Origin of the sequence: Pseudomonas sp. NFACC42-2 (assembly GCF_900116055.1) — a bacterium.
In the GTDB taxonomy this organism is placed as follows: domain Bacteria; phylum Pseudomonadota; class Gammaproteobacteria; order Pseudomonadales; family Pseudomonadaceae; genus Aquipseudomonas; species Aquipseudomonas marginalis.
The window spans coordinates 59,881-80,857 of the sequence record NZ_FOZO01000019.1 but is presented as its reverse complement, the minus strand read 5'-3'; the positions used below and the strand labels follow the sequence as shown (position 1 = coordinate 80,857).

The window sequence follows — 20,977 nt, the reverse complement described above, 5'->3', positions numbered from 1 at the left end:
GTCGCTCCTTTAATTACTGCCGCCGCTGGTTCGCGTGTAGTTGTAGCCGACCCCGATGGACTTGGTGAACGGGATCAGTTGGTTCATGTAGGTGTCCACGCCCTGGATGCGCTCGCCGACGTTGGACTTGGGCACGAACACCACGTCGCCGCGTTGCAGGCGCACCGGCTTGCGCCCGTTTGCACCGGTCTTGAGGAGCTGGCTGAAGTCCAGGAAGTAAGCACGATAGGCGCCCTGGGCATCTTCGCGCAGCAGCGCAACCATGCTCGCGTTGCCCGCCGGGCTGACCCCGCCGGCGCCGACAATCGCCTGCTCCAGGGTGTTGGCCGTGGCGATCTGCACCGCCGTGGGGTTATTCACCGCACCGCCGACGATCACCGAGTTGCTCGGCGCCTGGTTGATGTTCACCGTCACCCGGGGTTCGCGGTAGGTCGCCGCGAGCTCGTGGGTCAGTTGGGTGGCCAGCTCCGATGGCTGGCGCCCGGCAACCTGGATCGGCCCCAGGAACGGGTAGTTGATCTTGCCGTCGGTCTGCACCGTGTACAGCGTCAGCTCGTAGATGGTGCTGACGTTGAACGCCGACAGCGTCGGCATCTCGCCGGCATCGCGGACGATGCGCAACTGGTCGCCGATACGGATGCGTTCCACTGCCGGTGGCAGCTGGGCCAGTTGGTCGAGGGCGCGCTTGCCGTCCTCGACGGTCTTGCTGTCCGGTGGCTCGATACGCGCCGGGGTATTGCAGGCGGCCAGGGCCAGCATGACCAGGGCGAGCACGCTTCGCTTCATCAAGGGGGACTTCCTGTGGGTCATGCTGCTCACCTCCAATAACCGGGAAACATGCTGATGCGTCGCTTGAGGGCGAGCGGCAGGCGGCGTTCAAGATGGCCCAGGCGGTAACCGAGCAGTTTGAACACGCTGCGCACCAGCACCTCGGGCACGCGGTGCAAGGCGCCGGCTTTGCGCAGCGCCGCGAGTTCGGCCAGCACATAGCGTTTGCCCTCGCCACCCGCGTCGCCAAAGGCCTGCTTGATCCAAGGCTCGCGGCCGTAGAACACGCCAATGTCGAAGTAGCGGTGAAACTCGTCCATGAGTTTGTAATCGTGGGAGTGATGCACCAGCGCGGTGGCGGCGTAGCGCACCTTGTAGCCGTCGAGCAGCATGCGTGCGGCCACAAAGGCGTCTTCGCTGCCGATCACGTCGGCAGGGAAGCCACCGACGGCCTGCAACACACTGCGCCGGTACACCGAAAACGAGTCGGAGCTGAAGCAGGTCTTGATCCCAAGCTCCGGTGCATCGGCCAGGCTTTTGCTGCGGCTGTGTTCCGGGTAGTTGAAGTGCCGCGATTGCGCGCCCAGCAAGCCCGCATCGGGGTGGGGCAATTGCCGTCCGTAGGCGACGCCGTTGAGCGGGTCCTGCTGCAATTCATCGAGCAGGTTGGCAAAGGTCTCGGGCGTTGCCGGGATGGCGTCCTGGGTCATCACGATCAGCGCGTCGCCACCCACCTGTTCGCTGGCCCAGCGGCGGGTGCCGCCGTGGTTGAAGTCACGGGCGTCGATCACCTCGACCCGCGCGCCGAACGCTCGAAAGCGCGCCACGGTGTCATCGCTGGAGGCGCTGTCCACCACCAGCATCTCGTCAGGTTGCAGGGTTTGCATCTTCAGCGCAGGCAGCAGGCGTGCCAGGTGGCTGGAGGCGTTACGGGTGGGGATGATCAATGAAGTACGCATGTCATTTCTTCGCCTCGGCAGGCGCGCGGCCGTAGATGTCGTCGAAGCGCACGATGTCGTCTTCGCCCAGGTACTCGCCGCTCTGCACTTCGATCATCACCAGGTCGATGATGCCGGGGTTGGTCAGCCGGTGTTTGTGCCCGGCGGGAATGTAGGTGGACTCGTTGGCGTTGATCAGGAACTCGCGGTCGCCATTGGTGATCTGTGCCGCGCCGCTGACCACCACCCAGTGTTCGCTGCGGTGGTGGTGCATCTGCAACGACAGCGAGGCCAGGGGCTTGACCACGATGCGCTTGATCTTGAAGCGGCTGCTTTCCTCCAGCACGGTGTAGGTGCCCCACGGCCGGGTCACCGTGCGGTGCAGGCTGTACGCCGGATGGTTCTGGCGCTTGAGCTCGGCGACGATATGGCGCACATCCTGGCTGCGGTGGGCGTCGGCGATCAGCAGCGCGTCGGGGGTATCCACGATGATCAGGTCGCGCACCCCCACGGCGCCCAGCACGCGCTTGGGCGAGTCGATGTAGCAGTTGTGCACGTCATGCAAGATCGCTTCGCCATTGACCTGGTTGCCATGGGCATCGCTGGGGGTGAGCTGGCGCAGGGCTTCCCAGGACCCGATGTCGCTCCAGCCAATATCACAGGGCACCACGGCCACTTGCCGGGACTTTTCCATCAAGGCCACGTCGATGGAAATATCCGGCGCACTGCCGAACGCATCCGCATCCAGTTCACGTTGGCGCGAGGTTGTGTTCTGCAGGCTCTGGCTGTGCTCCAGCGCGGCGCATGCGGCCTCCAGCACGTCGGGTGCATGGGTGGCGAGCTCATCCACCAGGGCGCTGGCCTTGAAGCAGAACATGCCAGCGTTCCACAGGTGCTTGCCGCCGTCCAGGTAGGCCTGGGCGGTGGCCAGGTCGGGTTTCTCGACGAAGCGTTTGACCCGGTAGCCATGGCTCAGCGCCTCGCCTTGCTCGATATAGCCAAAACCGGTTTCCGGGTGGTCGGGCTGGATGCCGAACGTCACCAGGTAGCCGGCTTCGGCCAGGTCGCGGGCCTGGGTCACGGCCTCGGCGAACGCCACTTCATTGAGGATCAGGTGGTCGGCGGGCATTACCAGTAACTGTGCGTCGCCGCCGAAGTGCTCCTGCACATGCAGGGCCGCCACGGCGATGGCCGCCGCCGTGTTGCGCCCGAACGGTTCCAGCAGCAGGTCGAGGGGCAGGCGGGCGTTGTTCACTCCGCGGTAGTCGTCGAGGGTGCGAAACAACAGGTCGCGGTTGGTCACCGTGAGCACGCTTTCCACGCCGGGCAGTTTGGCCGCGCGCAGGAAGGTTTTTTGCAGCAGGCTCTGGCCATCGCGCATGCGCATGAACGGCTTGGGCATGTTCTGCCGCGACACCGGCCACAGTCGAGTGCCCGAACCACCGGAAACGATGCAGGGAATTAATCCGTTGAGGGTCTTCATCAATAGACTTCCTTGGTGGAAAGGACGGCCGGGACCGTCATGAAAACGATGTACAGGTCAAACCACACCGACCACTTGGAGATGTACTCCAGGTCGTACTCGACACGTTTCTGGATCTTGAACAGGGTGTCGGTCTCACCCCGGTAACCGTTGATCTGCGCCCAGCCGGTAATCCCCGGTTTCACGCGGTGGCGCGAGCTGTACTCGCTCACCGCCACTTCGAAGGGAATGCCGGCGGCTTTGGTCGCCGTGGCATGGGGGCGCGGGCCGACCATGGACATGTTGCCCAGCAGCACGTTGAACAACTGGGGCAGCTCGTCGATGCTGGTCTTGCGGATGATGCGCCCCACCCGGGTGATGCGCGGATCGGCGCGGGTGGTCTGGCGTTCGGCGGTGAAGTCGCTCTGGTCGGTGTACATCGAGCGGAACTTGAACACGCGGATTTCGTTGTCGTTGTAGCCAAAGCGGTTCTGGCGAAACAGGATCGGCCCTTTGGAGTCGAGCTTTATCGCAATTGCCGTCGCGACCATTACAGGGGACAGTGTCACCAGCGCCAGGCTGGCCAGCAGCACATCCTCCAGGCGCTTGATCACCGGCGACCAGCCACGCAACGGCAATTGCGAGGTGTTGAACATCAGGATCCCGCCCACATCGGTGATGCGGCTATGGCCGTAGCGCAGGGCGGCCATGTCGGGCACCAGCATCACGTTCACCGACATCTGCCGCAGGCGATTGACCAGCCCGTGGATGCGCTGCTCGGCGGCCCAGGGCAGGCAGATCATCACTTGGTTGACCTGCTCGGCGCGGATGAGTTTTTCCAGCTCACGGGTGTTGCCCAGCAGGGGCAGGTTGCTCAATTCCTTGGGGATCCGCTCGGTGCGATCGTCGATAAAACCGATCAGGCCGGAGCGGATATCACCGTTGCGTTGCAGGTGGTCGGCGACGTGCATGGCGGTGTCGGTAAAGCCCAGGATCACCGTACGTTGCAGGTATTTGCCCTTGCGCATCAGGCTGCGGTACAGGCGCAGCATCAGCAGGCGCTCAAGGCAGAACAACCCGAGGCTGGCGAAGTACCAGGCCACCAGGTTACGCGGGGTCAATTGCGGGAAAAACTGCAGGATCTGGTACATGAACAACAGGATGCAAAACGCCGCCGACCATGCCTTGACCTTGGTTTTCAGGCGCAGCCGGTTGCTGAACAGTTCTTCGGAGTAGATGCCCAGGGCCTGGAACAGAATGATCGTCAGGACCGCGAAAAATACCAGCAGACCGAGGAAGTGCCCGCGCAGTTCAGGGTCCATCGGGTCGATGAACATCACCAGGATCAGCGGGGGCAAAATGGCACTCAGGCCATGTATGAACTTGACGAAAACAACAAAGAACTCAACAAAGCCGGCGCGCGTTAAAAACAGGCTGTCGACGGACGACTTCTCTCGCATAAAACATCCCTCATTGCACGCCAGAGCTATTGTTTGGATGTTTGTTCAATAAAGCAGCGAACTGCTTTAGAGGGCACTTCCAACTACGGCTACTCTGGGTAATACGCAACTATCAATTCAAATGCAGCTATCCATTTGAAGGGAATTTGCGGGGGTAGTGACTACAGGAGTGTTCCCTTAAGCATTTTGTCAATGAATTGACTATGGTGCGGAGGTGGCGGGGTAGACAGGTTTATCAGTATTTTTTTCGGCATTTTATTGACATTCCTTGTCCGGGTACGCGGTGATTGGGTGTGTTTTTGAGTGTAGAAACAAATGCAGGATTTTTCCTGCATAAAGGAAAAACCTTTTTTAAAAGGCGGTAGGAAGGGGGGACAAACAGGGGGTGGCAGGGCGCACGAAGTGCCCTGCCTGCGGGACTTTCGCCAGATCAGAAGTTGCCTTTCAAACTCACCGTAAAATTTCGCGGCTCGCCATAAAAGTTACCCCAGGAGGCTGTACCCACCGTGTTGTAGTAACTTTTATCGAACAGATTGTTGCCGTTGAGTGCGACGGTCCAAGTGTCGTCGATACGGTACGCCACACGGGCACTCCAGGTTGCGTAACCGGCCTGTTCGAGCTTGATGGTCTGCACGCGGTAATTGCTGCTCTGGGCGTTGACGCCGGTGCCCACGCTCCATTTCGACAGGGCGCCGTCGAGCTGGTAGTCGCCCCACATGCGCAGCATGTGTCGAGGTACGTAGGTGTTGGACGTACCGCCCTCCAGGGCGGTATCGATGTTCTTCAGGGACTTGGTCTGGGTGTAGGTGTAGCCGCCGGATACCTGCAGGCGCTCGAGCACTTCACCGCTGATTTCCGCCTCCACGCCCTGGGCGCGCACCTTGCCGCTGTCGGTGTAGCAATAGCCGTCGGCGGAGGTCGGGCACTGGGCGATGTAGTCGGATTCGGCCGCGTTTTTCTCGACGGCGCGGAACAGCGCCAGGGAGCTGTTGAGGCGCCCGTCGAACCATTCGCCCTTGATACCCAGCTCGTAGTTGTCACCGATCTTCGGCTTGAGCGGGGCGCCATCGAGCGTGGCATAGGAACTTTGCGGCTGGAAGATATCCGCGTAGCTGGCGTACACCGACAGGTGCTCATTGAGGTCGTAGATCAGTGCGGCAAACGGCGTCACTTCACCGGTTTCCCGGGTGCGGGCATCCTGCAAGGCCCACTCGCCCCAGGCCAGGTTGTTGGACTGGCGACGGTTCTCGTACCAGCTCACGCGGCTGCCTACGATAAACATCAACGGCTCGGCCAGGCGCAGGCGCAAGGTGGTGTAGGCGCCGTACTGGGTGGCGGTTTCCTTCACCGTGCCGCCGCGATACATGTTCGGCCAGAAGGTGCTGTTGGCCGGCTCCGGGAAATGGTGGTCGGGTTGGTAGATGCCTTGGCGCCTGGGCAGGTTCTGAATCGCGTACACATCGTCCTGGGTACCACGGCTGCCATTGGCACCGAGGATCAGTTCGTGTTCCAGCCCGAAGGCTTCGAACTTGCCGTCCACATAGGCATCGAGGCCGAAGTCCTTGTGGTCGTAGTCCATCAGCGCCGCATAGGAGTTGGCCGTAGGCGTCGGGTTGCCGTAGGCAATGGTGCCTTCGCTGGCGGCGTATTTGGTGTCTTGCAGGTTGCGGCTGTGCACGGCCGCAACCTTGAGTTTCCAGTCATCGTTGAAGTGATGGGTGAGGTCGGCGAAGAAGGTGGTGCGCCGGCTTTGCCAGTCGTTCCAGGATTGGCCCAGGCAGGTGGAGCGGCTGAGGTGGGCGCTTTTGCCGTCGGCGTAGCGCGGCAGGCCGCCCCAGCACGGTGTGGCGTCGACGTCTTCATGGCTGGCGCCGAAGCCCAGGGTGGTGTCGGCGCTGAGATCGACATCCAGGGCGCCATAGAACGCCTGGTCCTGGCGCTTGGAAATGTCCATGTAGGAACCGCGATTCTGTTGGCTGATCGCCGCGCGGCCGCGCACCGTACCGCTGTCATTCAGCGGGCCGCCGGTGTCGACGTCGGCGCGGTAGTTGTCCCAGGTGCCGGCGGACAGCGACAGGCTGGTGGTGGGCTTGGCCTGGGGCCGCTTGCGCACGAAGTTCACCGCGCCGCTGGCGGTGCCGGCGCCCTTGAGCATGCCGGCCGCGCCCTTGAGCACTTCCACGCGGTCGTAGATCGCCATGTTCGCGCTGAAGCTGTCGGCCTGCACGTAGTCCTTGCCCATGTCCAGGGGCACGCCATCGTACTGGTACTGGCCGAGCATCTTGAAACCACGGGAATAAAAATATTTGCCGCCCATGGGCGATTCGTAGGTGGTGATCCCGGGCGTGCGTTCCATCACGTCATCGATGGTGGTGAGGTTCTGGTCATCCATCAATTGGCGGGTCATCACACTCACCGATTGCGGCGTTTCCCGCAGGCTGTGTTCGCCCTTGCCGATCGTCACCGCACCCGTGGTGTAGGCACCGGTGCCATCGGTGGTGGCGCCCAACCGCTCACCGGTGACCGTGGTGGCGCCCAGGTTCAGCGCGCCGCCGTCGGCCACTTGCGGCAACAGCAGCCAGGTACTGTTGCCCTGGCGCTGGGCTTGCAGGCCCTGGCCATGCAGCAACTGGCCGAGCGCCTGCTCGCGGTCCAGGCGACCACTCAGGCCCGGGCTGGTCTTGCCGGCGACGCTGGTGGCGTCATACGACAGGCTGATGCCGGCCTGGCGGGCGAACTGGTCCAGGGCCGTGGCCAGGGAACCGGCGGCGATGTTCCAGTCGCGGGCCTGGGTGTCGCTGGCCGGCGTTTCGGCCCATGCGAACGGCGGCGCGGTTGCGCAGCTCAGGCAGGCGCCGAGCAAGGCGGCGTGCACCGCGTGCTTGAGGGGTGAACGTGGGAAGGGGAACGCTTGCATGACCGCGGGATGCTCCTGAAGGAAGTGAACAGAACCGGCCTGTTGATCGGCCTTTCCTTACAGGTCGAGCGGCAATGAGAATTCACCTCATTTATTTTCGAATGTTAAACGCGGGCGGTGACGGTCACCCAGTAGCGGCTGCGGTAAGTGACATCGAGCTTGAGTGAGTGCGCTACCAGGCCCAGCACCTCATCGGTGTCGTCCAACTGATAAGTGCCTGACACCCGCAACCCGGCCACCGCTTCGCTGCAGCGCAGCAGGCCGTTGCGGTAGCGGCCCAGCTCGGCGAGGAAAGCATCCAGGCGCATGTCCCGGGCGCTGATCACGCCTTCGCTCCAGGCCCAAGGGTCCAGGCCATTGGCGGCGAGAGAACGAATGCCACTGCGGTCGAACAATACCCGTTCGCCGGGGTTGATCACTTGGCGCGCGCCGGCGGCGTGGTTGTCGGCAAATACCGCCACCGTGCCCTGTTGCACGGCGAGCATGGTGCCTTGGGTCTCTTCGCGCACCAGGAAGCGCGTGCCGAGGGCGCGCAGGTAACCGTCGCGGGTCTGTACCCAGAAGGGCCGGTTGTCGGCAACGGGATTGACCAGTATTTCACCCTGGCGCAACTGCACCAGGCGCCGCTCCTGAGTCAATACCGCGTCGAATGCGCTGGCGCTGTTCAGTTGGATGCGGCTGCCGTCGTTCAACGCCACCCAACGCCGTTCGCCGGTGGCGGTGCGGTAGTCGGCCATCAAGGCGGGCAGCGGGGTGTAGTCGCGGCCAAACCAGGTCAGGCCGGCCGCACCGGCCACCAGGCCGAGCAGCTTCAACCCTTCGCGACGGCTGATACGTCGACGCGCCCCGTGCAGGGCGTGGCGGCCGACCTGCGCGGGCAGGTGGCTGAACTCATCATTCATCGTCGCCACCCGTTGCCAGACCTGCTGGTGTTCGGCGCTGGTGTGCAGCCAGCGCTCGAACGCAGCGGTGCTGGCGTCGTCGGCGACGTTGAAGCGCAGCTTGATCATCCACTGGATGGCCTGGTCGACCAGGCGCGGGTCAGAGGTCGGCATAGCGCAACCGATAGCAGGCGTGCAGCGCCTTGGACAGGTCACGCTCCACCGTAGCCTTGGACACCCCGAGGCGCAGGGCGATCTGCGCACAGGTCAGGCCGTCCAGTTGCGCCAGCAGGAACGCTTCACGCACCCGCGGCTTGAGCTGGTCGAGCAGGCGGTCGATGCGTTCGAGGCTGTCGAGAATCAGCAGGCGGGTTTCTTCCGACGGCACGTCGGCATGGGGAAAATGCGCAAGGCTTTCGAGGTAGGCGCGCTCCAGTTCACGGCGCCGGTATTGGTCGATCATCAAGCTGCGGGCGATGCTGCTCAGGTACGCGCGCGGCTGCAGCACGGCCTGCTGCTTACGTGCGTTGAGCAGGCGCACAAAGGTTTCCTGCGCCAGGTCGGCGGCACGTTCACGGCAACCGGTGCGCCGGCTCAACCAGCCGCGCAGCCAGGAGTGATGGGTGTGGTAAAGCTGGCCGATGGCGGCATGGTCCAGTGGGTGATCGCTCGACATGGGCATCCTGGCGCAGCAGTCTTAATTGATAATGTTTCGCATTCTAGACGCTGGTCGTGGCCATTCGCAATTGCCGATGAACAATGTATCCAGCACAATTTTTTGTTCGCCCCGGGCCCACGCACTAATCTGCAGGCTTTTCCCGGTGGACGGCTTGAGCATGATCGACTTTGCGACCCTGGCAGTTTTTTCAGGTGCTGTGCTGTTGTTGCTGTTATCCCCGGGGCCGAACATGGCCTTTGTGATCAGCCATGGCGTCACCCACGGCTGGCGTGGGGGAGTGGCCTCGGCCCTGGGCATCGGTGTGGCTGACGTGTTGCTGACCGCATTGACCGCCAGCGGGGTGACGGCGTTGGTCGCCAGTTGGCCGCCATCCTTTGACGTGATCCGCTATGCGGGTGTGGTCTACCTGCTGTGGCTGGTGTTCAAGACGCTGCAGAAAAAAACTGGGCTGGAGACTGCCCGCCCGCACCGTGTGCCCCTTGGCCGAGTGTTTCTGCAGGCGATGCTGAACAGCCTGCTCAACCCCAAGGCGTTGCTGTTTTTTGTGGTGTTTTTGCCGCAGTTCGTACGGCCGCAGGCCGGCTCCATCGCCGTGCAGTTGATGCTGTTGGGGGGCGTGCTGACTTTGATCGCTGGGGTGTTTCACCTGCTGCTGGGTATTTTCGGCGGGGTGCTGAGCCGCTTCTTCGCCAGGCGCCCAAAAGGCGCGTGGCTACAGAAATGGGGCCTGGCGACGGTGCTGAGCGTGCTGGCGGTGCGCCTGGCGGTGATGTCGCGCCCAGCCTGACCCCATGAGGTGAAGGGATTGTGCGGCGAGCAAGCGGTCTGTGGCCAAACGAGCTTGTTGTGGTGAACGAGCTTGTTGTGGTGAGCGAGCTTGCTCGCGCTGGGGCGCGAAGCGGCCCCAAGCTTTGGAGGGGCTGCTGCGCAGCCCAGCGCGAGCAAGCTCGCTCACCACAGGTACAGGCTCAGCCCAGCCGTGCTGCTGCGCGCGCGACGATTTCACCGCGCACCCTGCGCGATTCGGCGGTGCGTTTGTTGGCTTCTTCCCGCACATGCGCAGGCGCTGTGTCCGGGCGACCCGAATCGAACGGCGGTGCCGGTGCGTATTCGATCTGCAACTGCACCAGTTGCGCCGCCGCTTCGCTGTACAGTTCCGCCGCCAGCACCAGGGCAAAGTCGATACCGGCGGTAATGCCACCGCCGGTGAACAGGTTGCCGTCACGCACCACGCGTTCCTGTACCGGGATGGCGCCGAGCGGGGCGAGCATGTCGTGGTAGGCCCAGTGCGTCGTCGCCTTGCGCCCGCGCAGCAACCCCGCCGCGCCGAGCACCAGCGAGCCGGTGCACACTGAGGTCACGTAGCGTGCGGTCTGCGCCTGGGCCTTGAGGAAGTCCAGGGTCTGCGGGTCTTCCATCAATGGGCCCACGCCGGAACCGCCGGGCACGCAGATCACATCCAGCGTCGGGCAGTCGGCATAGGTCATGGTCGGCGTGAACACCAGGCCCGTGCTGGAGGTGACCGGCGCCAGGTCCTTCCATACCAGGTGCAGTTTCACGTCCGGCAGCGAACCCAATACGTCGTAGGGGCCGGTCAGGTCCAGTTGCTGAATGCCGGGGAACAACAGAAAGCCGATCTGCAAGGTCATGAATGAAGCTCCGAGAAAGGGGTAGACGACCTCACTCTAGCGGCCTAGTCTTTGGCGAATACGCCATTGAGCCCACGAATCACGCCAACCATGCCCAGAATTGTCCACGTACTCGCTTTCGAGAATGCCCAGGTGCTCGACGTCACCGGGCCGTTGCAGGTGTTTGCGTCGGCCAATGACCTGGCGCGCCAGCGTGGCGTGCCGTTGCCTTACGCGGTCACGGTGATCGCCGACCAGGCCGGCCCGGTGATGACCTCCGCCGGCCTGGCGCTGGTGGCCGAGCCGTTGCCTGCGGTCGACCAGCCCTGCGACACCCTGGTGATCGCGGGTGGCTGGGGCGTGTACGGCGCCGCTGAAAAGCCTGCGCTGGTGGATTGGGTGCGCGAAAAAGCCCGGCACACCCGGCGCATGGCCTCGGTGTGCACCGGTGCGTTTTTGCTGGCGGCCAGTGGCTTGCTCGATGGTTGCCGCGTCGCCACCCACTGGACCCGTTGCGAAGAACTGGCGCGCAAGTTTCCGGCGCTGACCGTGGAGCCCAACCCGATCTTTATCCAGCAGGGCGCGGTGTGGACCTCCGCCGGTGTGACCGCCGGTATCGACCTGTGCCTGGCCCTGGTCGAAGAAGACCTGGGCCGCGCCGTGGCCCTGGAAGTGGCGCGGCACCTGGTGGTGTTCCTGAAACGCCCTGGCGGCCAGTCGCAATTCAGTGTGACCCTGTCCCTGCAAAAGGGCGGCAGCCGTTTCACCGAACTGCATGCCTGGATAGCCGAACATCTGACCCTCGACTTGAGTATCCCGACCCTGGCCGCCCAGGCCGGGATGAGCGAGCGCAGCTTCGTGCGCCACTACCGCGCCGAAACCGGCCAGACGCCCGCGCGCGCGGTGGAACTGATCCGCGTCGAAAGCGCGCGCCGGCAACTGGCGGACAGCACCACGTCGATCAAGCGCATCGCCGTGCAGTGTGGTTTCGGCTGCGAAGAAACCTTGCGCCGCAGCTTTATGCGGGCCTTGTCGGTGACGCCCCAGGCCTACCGCGAGCGCTTCTCGCCGGTGGCCTAGGCGAGCAATTCAAACAGGGCGTCGAGGGTGGTCTGCGGTGCTTCCTGGGGAATATTGTGGCCCACGCCCGGCAATACCTGGCGTCGGTAAAAAGCGCTGAAATGCTCCACGTCGTCATCCTCTTGCGATGGTGGGCCCACGCCGTCATCGGCACCGCACAGCGAAATGCTCGGCACCGCAATCGCCGGTTGCCGCGCGAGGGCCTGCTCGATGGCTTCCAGCGCCGGATCGCCAGGCGCATACATGAAACGATGGCGATAGGAGTGAATCACCACCTCGACAAAGTCCGGGTTATCGAATGACGGCGCCGTCTGCCCATACAGCCCCGGCCCTTCGGCCCAGGACGGCGACCACAGCGACCACAACAACTGGCAGAGTTCGCGGCGATTGGCCGTCAGCCCGTCCACACCGCGCTGGGTGTGGAAGTAGAACTGGTACCACAACCGATGTTCCGTCACCGGCGCCCGTGGCTGGCGCGACCTGGCAATATCCTGGATGTTATAGCCATCGCCGGTCACCAGCCCGCGTACCCGTTCGGGCCACAGCGCCGCGACGATACACGCCGCGCGCCCGCCCCAGTCATACCCGGCCAGGGTGGCGCGCGGGATCGACAGCGCATCCATGAAATCCAGCAGATCCTTGCCCAGCGCCGCCTGTTGGCCGGAGCGCATCACCTGCGCGTTGATAAATCGCGTAGGGCCATAACCGCGCAGGTACGGCACCAGCACCCGGTAGCCGCGTTCGGCCAGCACCGGCGCAATCTCGTCATAGCCGCGCGGGTCGTAAGGGAAACCATGCAGCAGGATCACAGGCTCGCCGTCGATGGGACCGTGGGTTTCATACGCCACATCGAGCATGGAGGTGCGCACGTAGAGGAGTGGGGCGGTGATGGTCATGGTGGGCTCCTGTCAGGTGTTGAAACTCTAGTCGAAAGACATGACGGGATGCCCTGCCTGTAAAGGCAGGACGCCTCAGGGCTGCCAGGTCGTCTTCTCGCCACTGAGCTTGCGGTCCAGGAACGTCGCCGCGCTGATCAACGCCAGATGGCTCAACGCCTGGGGCGTATTGCCCAGGTGGCGGGCCTGGCTGTCGAACTCTTCGGCATACAGGCCCAGCGGGTTGGCGTAGCGCAGCAGTTGTTCGAATTCCAGGTGGGCCTTTTCGACTTGCCCGGCGCGGGCCAGGCATTCGACGTACCAGAACGAGCAGGCGGCGAATGCGCCTTCGGTGCCTTGCAGGCCGTCGATCGCGTTGTCGTCGTTGCGGTAGCGGTAGACCATGCCGTCGCGCACCAGGCTTTTCTGGATCGCCTGCAACGTGCTCAGCCAGCGCGGGTCGGTGGCGGCGACAAAACGCACCAGCGGCATCAGCAGCATCGAACCGTCCAGGGCGGTGCTGCCGATGTGCTGCACGAAATGCCCGCGTTCTTCGTTCCAGAAGTTGCTCCAGATATCGGCATAGATCGCCTGGCGGGTCTGGTCCCAACGTGCAAACGGCGCCGGCAACGAGCGCTTGGAGGCCAGGCGGATCGCACGGTCCAGGGCCACCCAGCACATCAGCCGCGAATGCAGGAAGTGATGCTGCTCGCCGCGCATTTCCCAGATGCCCACGTCTTTCTGGTTCCAGATTTCACAAACCTGGTCAGCGACTTCCACCGTGTGTTTCCAGCCCTCGTGGGAGATGGCTTCGCCGTACTTGTTGACCAGGTACACCGCGTCCATCAACTCGCCATAGATATCCAGCTGGACCTGGTCGACCGCGCCATTGCCAACGCGCACCGGCTTGGCGCCGCCGTGGCCGCTGAGGTGTTCCAGCGCGGTTTCGGGCAGCTCCTGGCGGCCGTCGATGCCGTAGAGGATATGGATCTTGGTCGGCTGGCCACAGCAGTCGCTGACCCGGCCCTTGAGCCAGCGCATATAGGCGTTGGCCTCGTCGACAAAACCCAGGCGCATAAACGCGTAGACGGTAAACGAGGCGTCGCGGATCCAGGTGTAGCGGTAGTCCCAGTTGCGTTCGCCCGCAGGCGTTTCCGGCAAGCCGAAGGTGGCGGCGGCGATGATTGCGCCGTGTTTACGCGAGGTCAGCAGCTTGAGGGCCAGGGCCGAGCGGTTGACCATTTCGCGCCAGCGCCCGCGGTAGTTCGACTGCGCGATCCAGCCGCGCCAGAACTTCAAGGTGTGGGCCAGGGCCAGGTCGGTGCAGACACTCGCCACACGCTCATCGTCCTGGCCGCCGAATACGAACTCGGCGCCTTCTTCCTGACCCAGGGTGAAGCGGGCCACGGCGGCGTTATCTTCGATCTGCAACGGATGGCTGCCGCACAGGCGCGTGCCCGGCTGGCCATCGGCGCTGAAACAGACGCTGGCGTTATCCAGGCTTGCCGCGGTGGAGGCGCGCGCGTAGTCATGGCGTACGGCGCAGCGCAGATGGAGGGTGGCCGTGCCGCTGACCACGCGTACGCGGCGAATCAGCAGGGGCAAGTCGTCGATTTCTTCGCTGATGACCAGCAGGTCGGTGATTTCCACCACGGCTTCATCGCTGAGCCAACGGGTTTGCAGCACATTGGTGTCGGGCAGGTAGATCTGTTCGCGGCGAGCGTTGGGCAGGTCCGGGGTGAGTTGGAACGTGCCGGCATCGGGGGTGTCGAGCAGTGAACAGAAGATCGACGGGCTGTCGAACTCCGGCCAGCAGAAGAAATCGATGCTGCCTTTATCGTTCACCAGCGCCGCGCTGCGCATGTCGCCGATGATGCCGTGGGCATCGATGGCGCTTTGTGGTTCGTTTTTCAAATCAACCATTGCCACGAAACTCCGGGTAAAGGCTCATGCCGCCATCAATGAACAGGGTGCTGCCGACCACGTAATCCGAGGCGTCACTGGCCAGCCATACCACGGCGTTGGCCACGTCCTCCACGTCGCCGACCCGGCCATACGGGATCAACTTGAGCAGCTCCTGTTCCGCCGCACCTTCGGTGGCGGCACGGTTGATCGCCGTACGAATCGCCCCCGGCGCAATGCCGTTGATACGGATGCGCTGTTCACTGACCTCCTGGGCGAGGGTGCGCATCAACATCTCAACGCCGCCCTTGGACGCCGCGTAATTCACATGTCCGGCCCAGGGGATCAACTGGTGCACCGAGCTCATGTGGATGATTTTGCCGGCGGCGCGGGATACGCCTTCACGGATGCCCTGGCGCTTGAAGAGGCGCACGGCCGCACGGGCACAGAGGAACTGGCCGGTGAGGTTGACGCCGATCACGGCGTTCCAGTCGTCGAGGGTCATGTCGACCACGGCGGCGTCCTTCTGCATACCGGAGTTGGCCACCAGGATGTCCAGATGGCCGAACGCCTCGAGGGTCTTTGCGAACAGGCGTTCCACATCGGCTTCTTTCGACACGTCGGCGCCGATGGCAATCGCCCGGCCGCCCTCGGCGTTGATCTGCTCAGCCAAGGCCTCGGCGGGCGCAGCCTGGCTGTTGTAATTGAGCACCACCGCAGCACCGGCCTGCGCCAGGGCCCTGGCCGCACCGGCGCCGATACCGGAACTGGCGCCCGTTACCAGTGCCACTTGTTGCTCCAACGAGATATGCATTGCCCACCCGACCTTGAATTCGTGAGTTCAAGTAGCTGACTGGCGGCGCGCAACGGAAGTTCAGCCGTGTGAAATTAGCGACTACAACCATGGTGAAAAATGGAATAACAGAAGAATAAAAAATAACCATAAGATACTAAAAAACCGCTAAAAAGCGTTTGACAGGGTTTTTTGCCCCGTGTCTTATAAGCACACCTCAACCCGTTCCGCTGGTAGTTCGGAAGTCATGCGGATTCACCTATAAGAGATGCCTATGTGTTTATCGGCAGCTATAGGGGAACTACCAGAGCAGGGAGCTACGCCGTTGCCTAAGTTAGTCATCTTCGATTGCGACGGTGTACTTGTCCAAAGCGAAGAGATCACCCTGTCTGTATTGATCGGCATGCTTAATGCTCACGTACAGGACGGAAAGACACTTGATAGTGCGTATTACATTGAGCACTTTCGTGGACGAAAGATTGCCGATTGTCTGCGTGAGGCAGAACAGTTATTGGGTATTTGTTTGACCCCTCAGTTTGAAGAGGACTTTCGAGTTCGAGCGCTGGAAGCATTGACGCTTAATCTGAAAGCTACTGATGGAATAGTTGACGTATTGAACGTGCTGGCGATTCCCTGTTGCGTGGCCTCAAGTGCGCCACGCAATAAGATCGAACAGTGTTTACGCCTTGTGGGGTTGTTGCCTTATTTTCAGGGGCGAATATTCAGTTGTTATGAGTTGGGGCGATGGAAGCCTGATCCCCAGGTGTTTTTAACGGCGTGTGAAACTTATAAAGTTGATCCCAGTGATGCGCTGGTAATTGAAGACAGTGTCACAGGAGTTCAAGCCGCCGTTGCAGCCAAGATAAAAGTCCTGGGTTATGGCCCGATACCTCGACATCGAATATTGGCCGAAGCCGGTGCGTTACCTTTTGCCGATATGCGTGAGTTACCGACCCTCATTGATCACGTTACTCAAGGAGCAAGTGTTGTGGGCACACTGGGTTATATAGAGCGACTTAAACGTAATGATCCACGTTCGGAAGTATGGTGGGATTCGTCGCCCGTGGTGTACGCACCGTATAAACAGCATTTGTTGGACAAGTACCCGGCGGCCGCTGCCCATATCGAACAGTTGATGCCGCAGGATCTCTCCCAGCCCTGGGGCTTCAGCAGTGTGACCACCAACCCCCGGCTGGTGACGGCGGCGATCCTCGACAAGAAAGAGTATTGGTCGTCGCGTTTTAATCTGGCCAGCCTGTCTCCCGGGGAATTGCGCAAGCAGCTCTACAACGAAGTGATTGCAGAAGGCGCCTCGACGCTCAAGCCGCGGTGGGTGCAATCGGCCCAGGCCGATGGTTGGCTATGCGCCCAGGTCGACCCGTCGGACGTGCGGTGCAGCGAACGCATGACCGCGCGAGGCCTGGAGCTGCATCGCCTGGCCGCGAATGTGATGGTCAAAGTGCCGGGCAGCCTGGAGGGTTTCGCGACGATCGAACACCTGGTGGCCCAAGGCGTTTCGGTCAACATCACGTTCTGCTTCACCGTTTCGCAGTTCCAGGCCGGTATCCAGGCGATAGAGCGTGGCATCGCCAGCGCCCGCCGCAACGGTGTCGACACCGGCCGTTGCAAGTATGTGATCACCTTTATGATCGGGCGCTTTTCCTGCCAGCCCGAGTTCGCCTTGCAGGCCGCCGAGCGTGGCCTGGCGCTGGGCCCGGAGGACATGCGCTGGGCCGAGCTGATGATTTACCAGCAGATCCAGGCCCTGGTCGCGGCCTCGAAGGTGCCGGTCAAGACCCTGCTTTCCAGTATCAAGGTCGACGTTGACGAACGTGGTCACAAGCACTGCTGGCACCTGGAAAAGACCGGGCTGACCACCACGTGCTACACGCTGACGCCGGAGGTGGTGGAGTTTCTGATCGAGCGTGAAAGCCACGGTAAACCGGTGGCACCCGCCCGTGAACCCCAGCAGGCGCCGGCTGAAACGTTCGCCCGGCTCATCCGTATTCCGTACTTCTGCGAAGCCTATTTCATCGACAGCATCGAGCCCTACGACTTTGGCAATCATGAGGCGTTTATCAACGCCTGCAACGAAGCCAACAGTGCGCATCGGCGCCTGACCGACTACTGCGTGCGCCTGTGTCCGGTGGCGAAGCCTTTCGTACGCTCGCTCAACGCCATCCTGGCCGCTGAATACGGGGTGCTGGCATGAACAAGATGGTCGGGTTATGGGCGCACCCGCGTTCGCGGTCCACGGTGTTGGAGCGGGTGTTTATCGAGCGGGGGGATTTTGAGGTCTTCCACGAGCCGTTTGCCCATATGGCGTTTTCCGCAGATTCAGTGATTCCTTCGGATGAATGGGACCACAGTTTGCCCACCACGTATCAAGGCATAAAAGAGCAACTGCTCAAGGCCCGGGAAGGTGCCAACGTGTTTCACAAAGACATGTGCTACCACTGCCTGGATGACTTGAAAGTTGACCGGGACTTCCTGGCGCAACAACACAATATTTTTATTATTCGCGAGCCCGCCAGCAGCATTGTTTCCCATCACCGGGTACACCCCGATATGCCCATGGAGGCCATCGGGCATAAAGCCTTGTACGAGATTTTTTGTGTGGTCACCAAACTCATCGGAAAAGTGCCTTATGTGATTAATGCCGATGACCTCGCCGCCGAGCCGGAGCGTGTCATTCGTAAACTGTGTGACTACTTGCAGATTGAGTTTCTGCCCCACGCCATGACATGGAAACGCGAATGTCCACGACAGTGGAAAACCTGGAGAAGTTGGCATGTGGCGGCGGAGAACAGTGAACGCATTGCTCTGTCGGATAAACCTGCTATCGATATGGACGCTTTCGATCGGTCGCCAAAATTAAAAGCCTTTTACGAATACCACCGACCCTTCTACGCACGCATGAATGAATTTTGCCAATAAGGATTGTTGTATGAAAAAGTTGATTGTCACCGGTGCGGCCAACGGGATTGGCCGGGCTACAGTGGAACAGGCTATCCAGGCAGGTTATTTCGTTATCGGTGCGGATAAGGATGCCGAAGGCCTGCGTGCGTTACAGCGCACTTACACGGCGGATGTATTGGAAACCCATATCGCAGACTTTTCGGATAATGCGCTGATCAAGGGTTTTATCCCTGCGCTGTACGAGCGCCACGCAACTATTCATGCATTAATCAATAACGCCGGTATTTACCACGGTAAAAGCGTCTACGCCTATTCCGATGCCGAAGTGGACGAAATCCTGACTGTGAACCTCAAGGCCTTGGTCTATCTCTCCAAAGACTTCGCCGAACGGGAGATGAAACACGAGGCGCCGCGCAGCATCGTCAATATCGCCTCGGTGGCCGGCGAAGTGGGCAGTTGCGATGCCTTGTACGGCGCCACCAAGGCGGCGGTGATCGGCCTGACCAAAGCCAATGCCTGGAATTTTGCGCCGTTCGTGCGGGTTAATGCAGTGTCGCCGGCGCTGATCCATGACACCGCCATCTACGACACCATCCCTGAATACCGCCGCGCCGAATACGCGCGCCAGGAAATCCTCAAGGATCCGATCCTGCCCGGCGGCGTCGCCGAGGTCATTTTGCTGGTGATCAGCGATGCCATGCGGCATGTCACCGGCAAGGTCATTCCGGTAGACAACGGAGCCTACCCGCGATGAGCCCGTCAGCCCCCAAGAAGAAACTGCTGCTGGTGGGCGCAGGCAACCTGTGCCTGCAGATCCTGAAGATTCTCGGGCCGAGAAATGCCTTTGAATTCGTGGTGCTGGGGCGCAATGAGGATACGACCGTGCGGCTATGCAACCTGGTGGCCCTGTCGTGTGCGCAGTTGGGGCAAGACATCACGATCAAGCCGGTGATCGCCGACCTCACCGATATCGAGCGGGTGACGCGGGTGCTGCGTGCAGAGGCCCCGGACCTGTTGGTCAACTGTGCGTCGTTGCAATCGTGGCGGGTGATCACCGGGTTGCCCCGGCTCTCCTTCGAGCAACTCGACCAGGCGCAGTTCGGCCCCTGGCTGCCCATGCACCTCACGCTGATGCATCACTTGATGCAGGCGGTAAAAGCTTCCGGTATCGCGGCCAGGACGGTCAACGCGGCCTTTCCCGATGCGGTCAACCCGATCCTGGCCAGGGTCGGGCTGGCGCCGGATATTGGCGTGGGCAATGTGGCCAACCTGATCCCGGCGCTGCGATTTTCCATCGCGCGGCTGCTGGAGTGTGCACCTGCCGATGTGCAGGTGTGCCTGTATGCCCAGCACTATTTCAGCCACTACGTGCCGCGCGGCGGCTTGCCCCCGCGTGCCAGCTACCGCTTGTTGTATGAGGTGCGCGACCGCCCGGCCGCGGCCCACCTGCCGGCCGAAGCGATTTTTTCCACGGTTAAATCCGAGTTCCGCCGCCTGGGCGGTATCGATGGGCAGTTCCTCACGGCGTGCTCGGCCGTCACCGTGATCGAAGGGCTGTTTTCGCCCACGCCGGTGCTGGTGCACGCGCCCGGCCCGCTGGGGTTGCCGGGCGGCTATCCGGTGTGGCTGCAGGAGGGGCAGATCAAGGTGCAGTTCAGCGCCGACTGCCCCCAGGACGAAGCGGTGCGCATCAATACCATCTGCCAGAGCCAGGATGGCATCGATGAGATTCATTGCGATGGCTCGGTCACCTATAACCCGCAATGCATGGCCGTGATGCAGGCGATGCTGGGGTATTCGAAGAAAACCATGTCCATCGAACAGTCCGCCGAGTTTGCCCACGAGCTGTCGAGCAAATACCTGTCTTTCAAACATTCAACCTGGTAGGTGTGTGATGAATCAAATGTCGCGGCACAAGCACAGCGAAGTCGCCAGTTACGCCACGCAATACTCGAAAAAATTCGTCGAGCGCTGGGATGACTTGATCGATTGGGACAAAAGAAAGGCGGGGGAGAACGGGTTCTTCGAAAACCTGTTGAAGCAGCACGGCGTGAAGTCGGTGATCGACGTCTCCACGGGCAGTGGTTTTCATGCGGTACAGCTTAAACAGGCGGGGTTCGATGTCGTCGCCACGGACGGCAGCAGCACGATGTTGACCAAGGCCCGGGAGAACTTTCGGCAACGCGGGTTGGCGATCGAATCGCACTACCGGGATTGGCAGGCCCTTGATCCTGCTGAACTGGGGCGCTTCGATGCCGTGGTGTGCCTGGGCAGTTCGTTGTGCCATGTGTTTGCAGCCCATGAACGGCTGGAGGTGCTGGAGAGATTCAGGGCATTGCTCAATCCGGGCGGCTTGCTGATTGTGGATCAACGTAACTTCTTTGCCATTCGCGCAGGCAAGTTCAAATCCAGCGGTAATTACTATTACTGCGGCACGCAGGCATCCGTCGGCCTGGGGCAGGTGGATGAGCACGTGTGTGAGTTCATCTACTCCTTCGATGACGCCGAGCAGTACCGGTTGCAGGTCTATCCGCTGTTGCCGGGCGAGTTGAAGGGGGAGGTGCTCAAGTCCGGATTTTGCGCCCATGAGAGTTACGGGGATTTCCAGCGTGACTACGACATGATGAATTGTGATTTTGTCATCCACACGGCACGCGCCGTTTAAGGAGTACCTG

The 20,977-nt window shown here is 61.7% G+C and carries 18 protein-coding genes and 1 pseudogene; 8 read left to right on the top strand and 11 right to left on the bottom strand.

Features of this window, described 5'->3' with window-relative positions:
* Nucleotides 1-9 precede the first annotated feature (9 nt).
* The 7 genes from BM416_RS24700 to BM416_RS24670 form a co-directional block, all read right to left on the bottom strand.
* On the bottom strand, nucleotides 10-786 hold the full coding sequence (locus tag BM416_RS24700) for a polysaccharide biosynthesis/export family protein (RefSeq protein WP_092489785.1): 777 nt from the start codon (nucleotides 784-786) through the stop codon (nucleotides 10-12).
* Nucleotides 787-815: 29 nt separating this feature from the next.
* On the bottom strand, nucleotides 816-1,727 hold the full coding sequence (locus BM416_RS24695; protein ID WP_092489784.1) for a glycosyltransferase family 2 protein: 912 nt from the start codon (nucleotides 1,725-1,727) through the stop codon (nucleotides 816-818).
* Between the two features lies 1 nt (nucleotide 1,728).
* Nucleotides 1,729-3,189, bottom strand: a complete 1,461-nt coding sequence (locus BM416_RS24690) for a mannose-1-phosphate guanylyltransferase/mannose-6-phosphate isomerase (RefSeq protein ID WP_092489783.1) — start codon at nucleotides 3,187-3,189, stop codon at nucleotides 1,729-1,731.
* Entirely contained in the window at nucleotides 3,189-4,628 is a 1,440-nt protein-coding gene (locus BM416_RS24685; RefSeq protein WP_092489782.1) for an undecaprenyl-phosphate glucose phosphotransferase, read from the bottom strand. The genes BM416_RS24690 and BM416_RS24685 overlap by 1 nt, the downstream gene beginning before the upstream one ends.
* Nucleotides 4,629-5,058: 430 nt before the next feature.
* Nucleotides 5,059-7,545: a TonB-dependent siderophore receptor gene (locus BM416_RS24680; protein ID WP_092489781.1), complete on the bottom strand. Its 2,487-nt coding sequence runs from the start codon at nucleotides 7,543-7,545 to the stop codon at nucleotides 5,059-5,061.
* A 104-nt stretch (nucleotides 7,546-7,649) separates the two neighbouring features.
* Entirely contained in the window at nucleotides 7,650-8,600 is a 951-nt protein-coding gene (locus tag BM416_RS24675; protein ID WP_092489780.1) for a FecR domain-containing protein, read from the bottom strand.
* Nucleotides 8,587-9,102: a sigma-70 family RNA polymerase sigma factor gene (locus BM416_RS24670; protein ID WP_092489779.1), complete on the bottom strand. Its 516-nt coding sequence runs from the start codon at nucleotides 9,100-9,102 to the stop codon at nucleotides 8,587-8,589. Before BM416_RS24670 ends, BM416_RS24675 begins: the two co-directional genes overlap by 14 nt.
* A gap of 160 nt (nucleotides 9,103-9,262) precedes the next feature.
* On the opposite strand from BM416_RS24670, the gene BM416_RS24665 reads away from it, so the two are divergent.
* Nucleotides 9,263-9,892: a LysE family translocator gene (locus tag BM416_RS24665; RefSeq protein ID WP_092489803.1), complete on the top strand. Its 630-nt coding sequence runs from the start codon at nucleotides 9,263-9,265 to the stop codon at nucleotides 9,890-9,892.
* 181 nt (nucleotides 9,893-10,073) lie between these two features.
* Here the strand turns inward: BM416_RS24665 and inhA are convergent, their stop codons facing one another.
* Nucleotides 10,074-10,754 carry an isonitrile hydratase gene (gene inhA / locus BM416_RS24660; RefSeq protein ID WP_092489778.1) on the bottom strand — a complete coding sequence of 227 codons (681 nt, stop codon included), beginning with the start codon at nucleotides 10,752-10,754 and terminating at the stop codon, nucleotides 10,074-10,076.
* A 90-nt stretch (nucleotides 10,755-10,844) separates the two neighbouring features.
* Between inhA and BM416_RS24655 the strand changes: the two genes are divergently transcribed.
* Entirely contained in the window at nucleotides 10,845-11,813 is a 969-nt protein-coding gene (locus BM416_RS24655) for a GlxA family transcriptional regulator (RefSeq protein ID WP_065939402.1), read from the top strand.
* Here the strand turns inward: BM416_RS24655 and BM416_RS24650 are convergent.
* From BM416_RS24650 to BM416_RS24640, 3 genes are all read right to left on the bottom strand, one after another.
* Nucleotides 11,810-12,709, bottom strand: a complete 900-nt coding sequence (locus BM416_RS24650) for an alpha/beta fold hydrolase (protein WP_092489777.1) — start codon at nucleotides 12,707-12,709, stop codon at nucleotides 11,810-11,812. The two genes, BM416_RS24655 and BM416_RS24650, sit on opposite strands and share 4 nt — an antisense overlap.
* Before the next feature lie 75 nt (nucleotides 12,710-12,784).
* Nucleotides 12,785-14,611, bottom strand: a complete 1,827-nt coding sequence (locus BM416_RS24645; protein ID WP_092489776.1) for a glycoside hydrolase family 15 protein — start codon at nucleotides 14,609-14,611, stop codon at nucleotides 12,785-12,787.
* Nucleotides 14,604-15,404, bottom strand: a complete 801-nt coding sequence (locus tag BM416_RS24640) for a glucose 1-dehydrogenase (protein ID WP_092489775.1) — start codon at nucleotides 15,402-15,404, stop codon at nucleotides 14,604-14,606. Before BM416_RS24640 ends, BM416_RS24645 begins: the two co-directional genes overlap by 8 nt.
* Nucleotides 15,405-15,651: 247 nt before the next feature.
* Between BM416_RS24640 and BM416_RS24635 the strand changes: the two are divergent.
* The 6 genes and pseudogenes from BM416_RS24635 to BM416_RS24610 form a co-directional block, all read left to right on the top strand.
* Nucleotides 15,652-16,248, top strand: a pseudogene (locus BM416_RS24635) (HAD family hydrolase); the annotation flags it as partial.
* A 123-nt stretch (nucleotides 16,249-16,371) separates the two neighbouring features.
* Entirely contained in the window at nucleotides 16,372-17,595 is a 1,224-nt protein-coding gene (locus tag BM416_RS24630) for a transaldolase family protein (protein ID WP_092489802.1), read from the top strand.
* Nucleotides 17,592-18,320, top strand: coding sequence for a sulfotransferase-like domain-containing protein (locus BM416_RS24625; RefSeq protein WP_092489774.1), 729 nt, complete (start codon nucleotides 17,592-17,594; stop codon nucleotides 18,318-18,320). The genes BM416_RS24630 and BM416_RS24625 overlap by 4 nt, the downstream gene beginning before the upstream one ends.
* A gap of 10 nt (nucleotides 18,321-18,330) precedes the next feature.
* Nucleotides 18,331-19,056, top strand: a complete 726-nt coding sequence (locus tag BM416_RS24620; protein ID WP_092489773.1) for an SDR family NAD(P)-dependent oxidoreductase — start codon at nucleotides 18,331-18,333, stop codon at nucleotides 19,054-19,056.
* On the top strand, nucleotides 19,053-20,189 hold the full coding sequence (locus BM416_RS24615) for a Rossmann-fold NAD(P)-binding domain-containing protein (protein ID WP_092489772.1): 1,137 nt from the start codon (nucleotides 19,053-19,055) through the stop codon (nucleotides 20,187-20,189). The genes BM416_RS24620 and BM416_RS24615 overlap by 4 nt, the downstream gene beginning before the upstream one ends.
* Nucleotides 20,190-20,196: 7 nt before the next feature.
* Nucleotides 20,197-20,967 (top strand): class I SAM-dependent methyltransferase, encoded by a 771-nt coding sequence (locus BM416_RS24610; protein WP_092489771.1) that lies wholly within the window; start codon nucleotides 20,197-20,199, stop codon nucleotides 20,965-20,967.
* Nucleotides 20,968-20,977 lie beyond the last annotated feature (10 nt).

What these genes read in the sequence shown, in the direction of transcription:
- BM416_RS24700 (WP_092489785.1), bottom strand. Translation starts at nt 786, where the DNA reads ATGAAGCGAAGCGTGCTCGCCCTGGTCATGCTGGCCCTGGCCGCCTGC.
- BM416_RS24695 (WP_092489784.1), bottom strand. Translation starts at nt 1,727, where the DNA reads ATGCGTACTTCATTGATCATCCCCACCCGTAACGCCTCCAGCCACCTG.
- BM416_RS24690 (WP_092489783.1), bottom strand. Translation starts at nt 3,189, where the DNA reads ATGAAGACCCTCAACGGATTAATTCCCTGCATCGTTTCCGGTGGTTCG.
- BM416_RS24685 (WP_092489782.1), bottom strand. Translation starts at nt 4,628, where the DNA reads ATGCGAGAGAAGTCGTCCGTCGACAGCCTGTTTTTAACGCGCGCCGGC.
- BM416_RS24680 (WP_092489781.1), bottom strand. Translation starts at nt 7,545, where the DNA reads ATGCAAGCGTTCCCCTTCCCACGTTCACCCCTCAAGCACGCGGTGCAC.
- BM416_RS24675 (WP_092489780.1), bottom strand. Translation starts at nt 8,600, where the DNA reads ATGCCGACCTCTGACCCGCGCCTGGTCGACCAGGCCATCCAGTGGATG.
- BM416_RS24670 (WP_092489779.1), bottom strand. Translation starts at nt 9,102, where the DNA reads ATGTCGAGCGATCACCCACTGGACCATGCCGCCATCGGCCAGCTTTAC.
- BM416_RS24665 (WP_092489803.1), top strand. Translation starts at nt 9,263, where the DNA reads ATGATCGACTTTGCGACCCTGGCAGTTTTTTCAGGTGCTGTGCTGTTG.
- inhA (WP_092489778.1), bottom strand. Translation starts at nt 10,754, where the DNA reads ATGACCTTGCAGATCGGCTTTCTGTTGTTCCCCGGCATTCAGCAACTG.
- BM416_RS24655 (WP_065939402.1), top strand. Translation starts at nt 10,845, where the DNA reads ATGCCCAGAATTGTCCACGTACTCGCTTTCGAGAATGCCCAGGTGCTC.
- BM416_RS24650 (WP_092489777.1), bottom strand. Translation starts at nt 12,709, where the DNA reads ATGACCATCACCGCCCCACTCCTCTACGTGCGCACCTCCATGCTCGAT.
- BM416_RS24645 (WP_092489776.1), bottom strand. Translation starts at nt 14,611, where the DNA reads ATGGTTGATTTGAAAAACGAACCACAAAGCGCCATCGATGCCCACGGC.
- BM416_RS24640 (WP_092489775.1), bottom strand. Translation starts at nt 15,404, where the DNA reads ATGCATATCTCGTTGGAGCAACAAGTGGCACTGGTAACGGGCGCCAGT.
- BM416_RS24625 (WP_092489774.1), top strand. Translation starts at nt 17,592, where the DNA reads ATGAACAAGATGGTCGGGTTATGGGCGCACCCGCGTTCGCGGTCCACG.
- BM416_RS24620 (WP_092489773.1), top strand. Translation starts at nt 18,331, where the DNA reads ATGAAAAAGTTGATTGTCACCGGTGCGGCCAACGGGATTGGCCGGGCT.
- BM416_RS24615 (WP_092489772.1), top strand. Translation starts at nt 19,053, where the DNA reads ATGAGCCCGTCAGCCCCCAAGAAGAAACTGCTGCTGGTGGGCGCAGGC.
- BM416_RS24610 (WP_092489771.1), top strand. Translation starts at nt 20,197, where the DNA reads ATGAATCAAATGTCGCGGCACAAGCACAGCGAAGTCGCCAGTTACGCC.